Raw genomic sequence first — 4,680 nt, forward strand, 5'->3', positions numbered from 1 at the left:
GCTCGCATCGACGAGCGTGACGATCTCGAATCCGGTATACCCGATACTCATCGTTGTCGGATTGGTCGGACTCGTCTGGACCGGGGTGAAGTGGAGCCTCGAGGACTTCTATGCCCCACCGACCGAGTTCGCCGAACGGTGGCCGTTCGAAGGTGTCGAGAAAGTCAAGCTGGGGATGTGGTTCTTCATCGCGTCGGACGTGATCGTCTTTGGCGCGTTCCTCTCCGCGGCCATCTTCGTCCGGTACAACGCCGGCTGGATGACGTGGGAGCCACTGGCCGAACCACTACCGGGACTGATCAACACGTTCGTGCTGCTCACCTCATCGTTCACCGTGATCTTGGCGCTGGTCGCTGCTCGCCGGAAGAGCCGGCAGGGCCTGCTTGCGTCACTCGGCGCAACGATAGTGCTTGGGTTCACATTCCTGGGTATCAAGCTCTGGGAGTGGAACAAAGAGATCTTCGAGCGGGGCGTGACGATTTCGGCGAACGCCCACGGTGACCCAATCCAGGCGTCGATCTATTACGTGACGACGGGGCTCCACGGGATCCACGTAGTTATCGGCCTCGTGATCGCCATCTTCCTGTTCGTCAGGGCGTATCAGGGGCACTACTTAGAGGACGAGCGGCCGATCGAGTACTTCGGCCTCTACTGGCACTTCGTCGACATCGTCTGGGTGTTCATCTTCCCGCTGTTCTACCTCTTCTGAGGACAGCGGCGGAGTCACCGTATTTGACTGTGTTGAATCACCATACAGCAGCGGGGTAGGCCACTAAATCAAAGGAGTTGAAGCGGGAAGATCCGGTTGCCTGTGACACAAATCTCCCGCTTCATCGGGGAAGTTGTGCCGGTTGCTCAAAGAGTTACTGGCGATGGAGGCGAATCTGCCGCCCCGGAAGGCGGCGGCGGATTCGCCGACTATGCACTCGTTTCCCTTCACTGTCTGCGGATTTACCTCGATTCATCGTACCGCATTACGATCGACCTGCTCAAAGAAATGCCACAAATAACCGGAGAGATCGGCCTCAACGCGGCCGATCTCCCAGCGCCGTCCACGTTGTGTAAGGCGTTCGACCGGATCAGTATGAGCGTGTGTCGAGTGCTGCTGCGCCAGTCGGCGCAGCTGCACGATCTCTCTGAACACGCCGCGATCGACGCCACGTTCTACGAACGCTCAGCAGCGAGCCGCCACTACTGCCAGCGAATTAGCTACCGCGTTCAAAAGCTCAAAGTCACGAAATTAGTCGATACAGCGTCTTAAGCCGTCCTTGACGTTCACTGCTCAACGAACCGGGAAGGAAGCGACGCAGACCTTGCTGAGCAGATCGCCCGCCGGAACGCGGGCGATCTGCGGTCTCTTGCGGCCGATAAAGGCTATGACAAGCAATCGCTTCGTGAAGGATTACGCGACCTCGGGATCAGACCGCTGATCAAGCACCGTATCTTCGCTCCGTACGACCACGCACACAACGCCAGAATTGACGATAACAGCTACAATCAGCGCTCTATGACCGAAACCGTGAACTCGGCTGTGAAGCGCTCGCTCGGCTTCGCCGTGCGAGCGCAGACGTAGTTTCGTGAGTTCCGAGAAATCGCTCTGATGTGTGTCGTCTATAACATCAAGCGCTTCGTTAAACAGTGAATCACTACGCCTTACAGCGATTCAACACAGCCTGTCTAAGTTAACACGACCGTCATCTGCTGGGCGAACGTCACGTATCTGTCTGGCGCAGCCCCGCCAGCCGGCGTCCAACAGTGCGTCGAAGACTGCGTTCGTGAACACCCTGCCGTCGAAGGTGTCCACGACACTGCCGTCTACTATATGGGGGCTAATCTCGAAGTTGAACTCCACGTCGAGGTTCCCGGAGACTACACACTTCGCACTGCCCACGAAATCGAAACAGTGCTTATCGACAGGCTTCGAGATCTCCCCGCCGTCGGCGACGCACACGTCCATCTTGATCCGGCAGGAACGGACGAGTGGAAGGACGCCGACGAGGACGGCTCACCCGTCGAGTCTGACGGATCCGGAGACCAGCTCCACGACCAACGCACGAATACAGAGATACGCCACACTCCTGGTGTGTAATCAGTCGGCCGTCTGATTATCGTGGTCCGGCTGAAGGAACATTACGTTGACTCTCCCCACAGCGTCGAAATCGCGAAGCTGGTAGACGAGTTCGCGAATCCGTCCAGCTGACCCCTCACAGAAGATTGTTTCGAGACACCACTCGCCATGATGCATATGCTGAGTCGTCCCGATGATATCATCAAACTCGTGTTGGACAGTGTGGAGATCCCCGATGACGAGCGTGTGCTCGTAGTCGAAGGCGAGCGCAGCGACTGCGGTCCCGTCAAGCCCTTCGAGGGTGGTATGACGCTCTATATACTCTTGGATCGCCTCCCGAACAGCACGCGAGCGCGATTCGAGTCCTTCGTCTTGCCACGTTTCGTCGAACGACTCGAGAATTTCTCCGGGAATATTCAGGCTGGTTCGCATTAAGGGAATGTTAGCCGGGGACGCCTATGAAACTCATTATTACGGGATCCCCGAATCGGCCATAACAACCCCTATCAGTCCGTCAGTCTCGTATTCTTCTATATGGTGACTGGAGTACTTGGTCTTGCACTCGGGGCGAGTGTGCTCGGGCTCTCTCACGGGCTCGCCCCGGGCCACGGGTGGGCAATCGCGGCGAGCTATGCACTCGACAAACCGAACAAGTGGTTCTACGGCGCTGCATCGAGTCTCATCCTCGGGATCGGCCACCTCATCAGTAGTATAGCGATGGTGGTGGTCTACTTCTGGGCGCTTTCGTACTTCGGGCTCACACAACTCAGCTGGATGAATTACGTGGCGGGCGCGCTACTTATCGGGCTCGGAATCTGGCAGTATTTCAACGGGCATGACCACGGTACTGGATTTAATCACGACGGAGAAGAAGAGGAAGATAAGCACGCCCATGATCACGCGGACGACCACGAGCACACACATCGCACTGAAGAGACGTCCACGTGGGGGGCTCGCATTCGACGCGCCCTCCCATTCGTCGGTGAGTCCAGCCACGACCACTCGCACGGTCGCGTCGACGAAACGCCCGAGCGTGGCCTCTACGGGATGGTTGCACTCGCGTTTGCGCTTGGCTTCACACACAACGAAGAGTTTGACATTATTGCCATCTGTACCGGCTCGGCATACTGTCTCGAGTTGATGCTTCTCTACTCGCTCGCCGTCATCGTCTCCCTCGTCGGAGTGACTCTCCTGCTTGTGGCCGGCTATGAGCGGTACGAAGAGCGGCTCGAAGGATATGTCGAGTACCTCCCTACATTTACGGCAGCGATCCTCATCGTGATGGGGATCGGGTTCATCCTCGGGGTCTTTTGAAAGGACTGAATCTATACTTCCACGATGCGCCTATCGCAGGGTTATGTAGACGGTCGGTCGGACACTGTCCACCAAAGAATTGGCAGTGAAATTCCGGAAAGTGATACGAAGAGTGGATGTCCGAAAGACACTTGAGAAAGCACAGGAGAGCTCCGGGGTTGCCCCTGAGTGGATCCTCCTAATACTGCGCGTGGTGATCGTCGCGAACAGAGCTGTAGACGTGACAGTACTCCTTTCGACGTTCCTCGCACCGACGTTTCTCATCCAGCTGGTTAGCCCTGTCTTCCATGATGAACCTGCCGAGATTACGGGTTCCTCGAAATCGCACGCCTCGAGGAGATAGCGACTGCTTCGAGTTAGATTTTCTGGAGCGCGAGGCAATACCCAAACCTGCGATGAAGCTCGGTATGTGCCCTATTTAGCTTAAGTGAATATAGGAAATTGTTTTTATACAACATACGGTGAGGTCAACCGTTGTCCGTCAACCATCCACAACTGGGTACTGAAGACAGATCTCCAGTCGCTCGATGGGGTAAATCCGGATCACGTTGCGGTCGACGAGACTGTGATCCACTGAATGATAACCGAGAAGGGCTTCGTTGAAACCAAAGACGTGGGGCGAAGGACGGACGTAGATCTTACCGAGGAGGGGAAAAATACACTCTCCGCGTTTAGGCATCTCATCGAAAAGTGATTAGTATAGTTAGCGCTCAGTCGAATCGACCTCTTCCAGAGCTTCTGTAGCAACATCACCTAACTCCCCTGCCTCGATATGTGAATACCGTTCTCGAACCATCTCTTCGGAGTTATCGAGATACCGGGCCGCCACCGTGTACCCAAACGCGCGGACAAGTACCTCGCCCATTCCACGTCGACCACCGTGGGGCGCGAGATAATCGTGTTTCGGGTGGTCGATATCGACCTCTGCGGCCTCCGAGAGCCGTTGGAGAATCGTCCGTGCGCCGTCCGTCGTAATCGACGGCGGCCGAATGTCCTCATCGAGCGCCAGCAGTAGATCGCGAGCGTATTCTTCACGGCGCTCAGTAATTGCTTCCGGGAGTTCCCCTCGTTCGGCTAGCTCATCCTGGATGAGTCCTGCGAGCGTCCGTTGGTCGAACGTCGGGAACACCGGCCAGCGTTCCGTCGGTGGGTCCATCAGCCTTCGATAGCTCCGCAGTGGAGAGATTACTGGGTCGGGGAGACTGGCGGCGTCCCATTGCTGCTTCTTCCGGTAGACATCCATACTACCGTCGTCGAGCGAAATTTCCTCCCACCGGACGCCGCGCCGGCGTGGGTCG

Annotated in this window: 4 protein-coding genes and 4 pseudogenes; 6 read left to right on the forward strand and 2 right to left on the reverse strand. The window is 56.7% G+C overall.

Features of this window, described 5'->3' with window-relative positions:
* The 3 genes and pseudogenes from AN233_RS17935 to AN233_RS16350 all read left to right on the forward strand — a co-directional run.
* Positions 1-709, forward strand: a 709-nt coding sequence (locus tag AN233_RS17935) for a cytochrome c oxidase subunit 3 (protein WP_245626024.1), incomplete at its 5' end; no start/stop codon positions are given.
* A gap of 102 nt (positions 710-811) precedes the next feature.
* Positions 812-1,642 (forward strand): annotated as a pseudogene (locus tag AN233_RS05940) (IS5 family transposase).
* A 66-nt stretch (positions 1,643-1,708) separates the two neighbouring features.
* A pseudogene (locus tag AN233_RS16350) lies at positions 1,709-2,089 on the forward strand (cation transporter dimerization domain-containing protein); the annotation flags it as partial.
* Here AN233_RS16350 and AN233_RS05950 read toward each other — a convergent pair.
* The gene (locus AN233_RS05950) at positions 2,090-2,500 is read right to left on the reverse strand and encodes a CopG family ribbon-helix-helix protein (RefSeq protein WP_058365909.1); all 411 of its coding nucleotides are present in this window, start codon (positions 2,498-2,500) and stop codon (positions 2,090-2,092) included.
* Between the two features lie 102 nt (positions 2,501-2,602).
* On the opposite strand from AN233_RS05950, the gene AN233_RS05955 reads away from it, so the two are divergent.
* The 3 genes and pseudogenes from AN233_RS05955 to AN233_RS18380 all read left to right on the forward strand — a co-directional run bounded on the left by AN233_RS05955 (position 2,603) and on the right by AN233_RS18380 (position 4,076).
* Positions 2,603-3,382, forward strand: a complete 780-nt coding sequence (locus AN233_RS05955; RefSeq protein ID WP_058365910.1) for a hypothetical protein — start codon at positions 2,603-2,605, stop codon at positions 3,380-3,382.
* A 290-nt stretch (positions 3,383-3,672) separates the two neighbouring features.
* Positions 3,673-3,953, forward strand: a pseudogene (locus AN233_RS18375) (IS6 family transposase); the annotation flags it as partial.
* A gap of 6 nt (positions 3,954-3,959) precedes the next feature.
* Positions 3,960-4,076: a DUF6293 family protein gene (locus tag AN233_RS18380; protein WP_379765143.1), complete on the forward strand. Its 117-nt coding sequence runs from the start codon at positions 3,960-3,962 to the stop codon at positions 4,074-4,076.
* Positions 4,077-4,085: 9 nt separating this feature from the next.
* Here the strand turns inward: AN233_RS18380 and AN233_RS17940 are convergent.
* Positions 4,086-4,680 (reverse strand): annotated as a pseudogene (locus AN233_RS17940) (site-specific integrase); the annotation flags it as partial.

Source organism: Haloparvum sedimenti (assembly GCF_001462205.1).
Lineage (GTDB): Archaea > Halobacteriota > Halobacteria > Halobacteriales > Haloferacaceae > Haloparvum > Haloparvum sedimenti.

Bases quoted from the DNA above. Each gene is read 5' to 3' on its own strand.
- AN233_RS18380 (WP_379765143.1), top strand. From the start codon at position 3,960: ATGATAACCGAGAAGGGCTTCGTTGAAACCAAAGACGTGGGGCGAAGG.
- AN233_RS05955 (WP_058365910.1), top strand. From the start codon at position 2,603: ATGGTGACTGGAGTACTTGGTCTTGCACTCGGGGCGAGTGTGCTCGGG.
- AN233_RS05950 (WP_058365909.1), bottom strand. From the start codon at position 2,500: ATGCGAACCAGCCTGAATATTCCCGGAGAAATTCTCGAGTCGTTCGAC.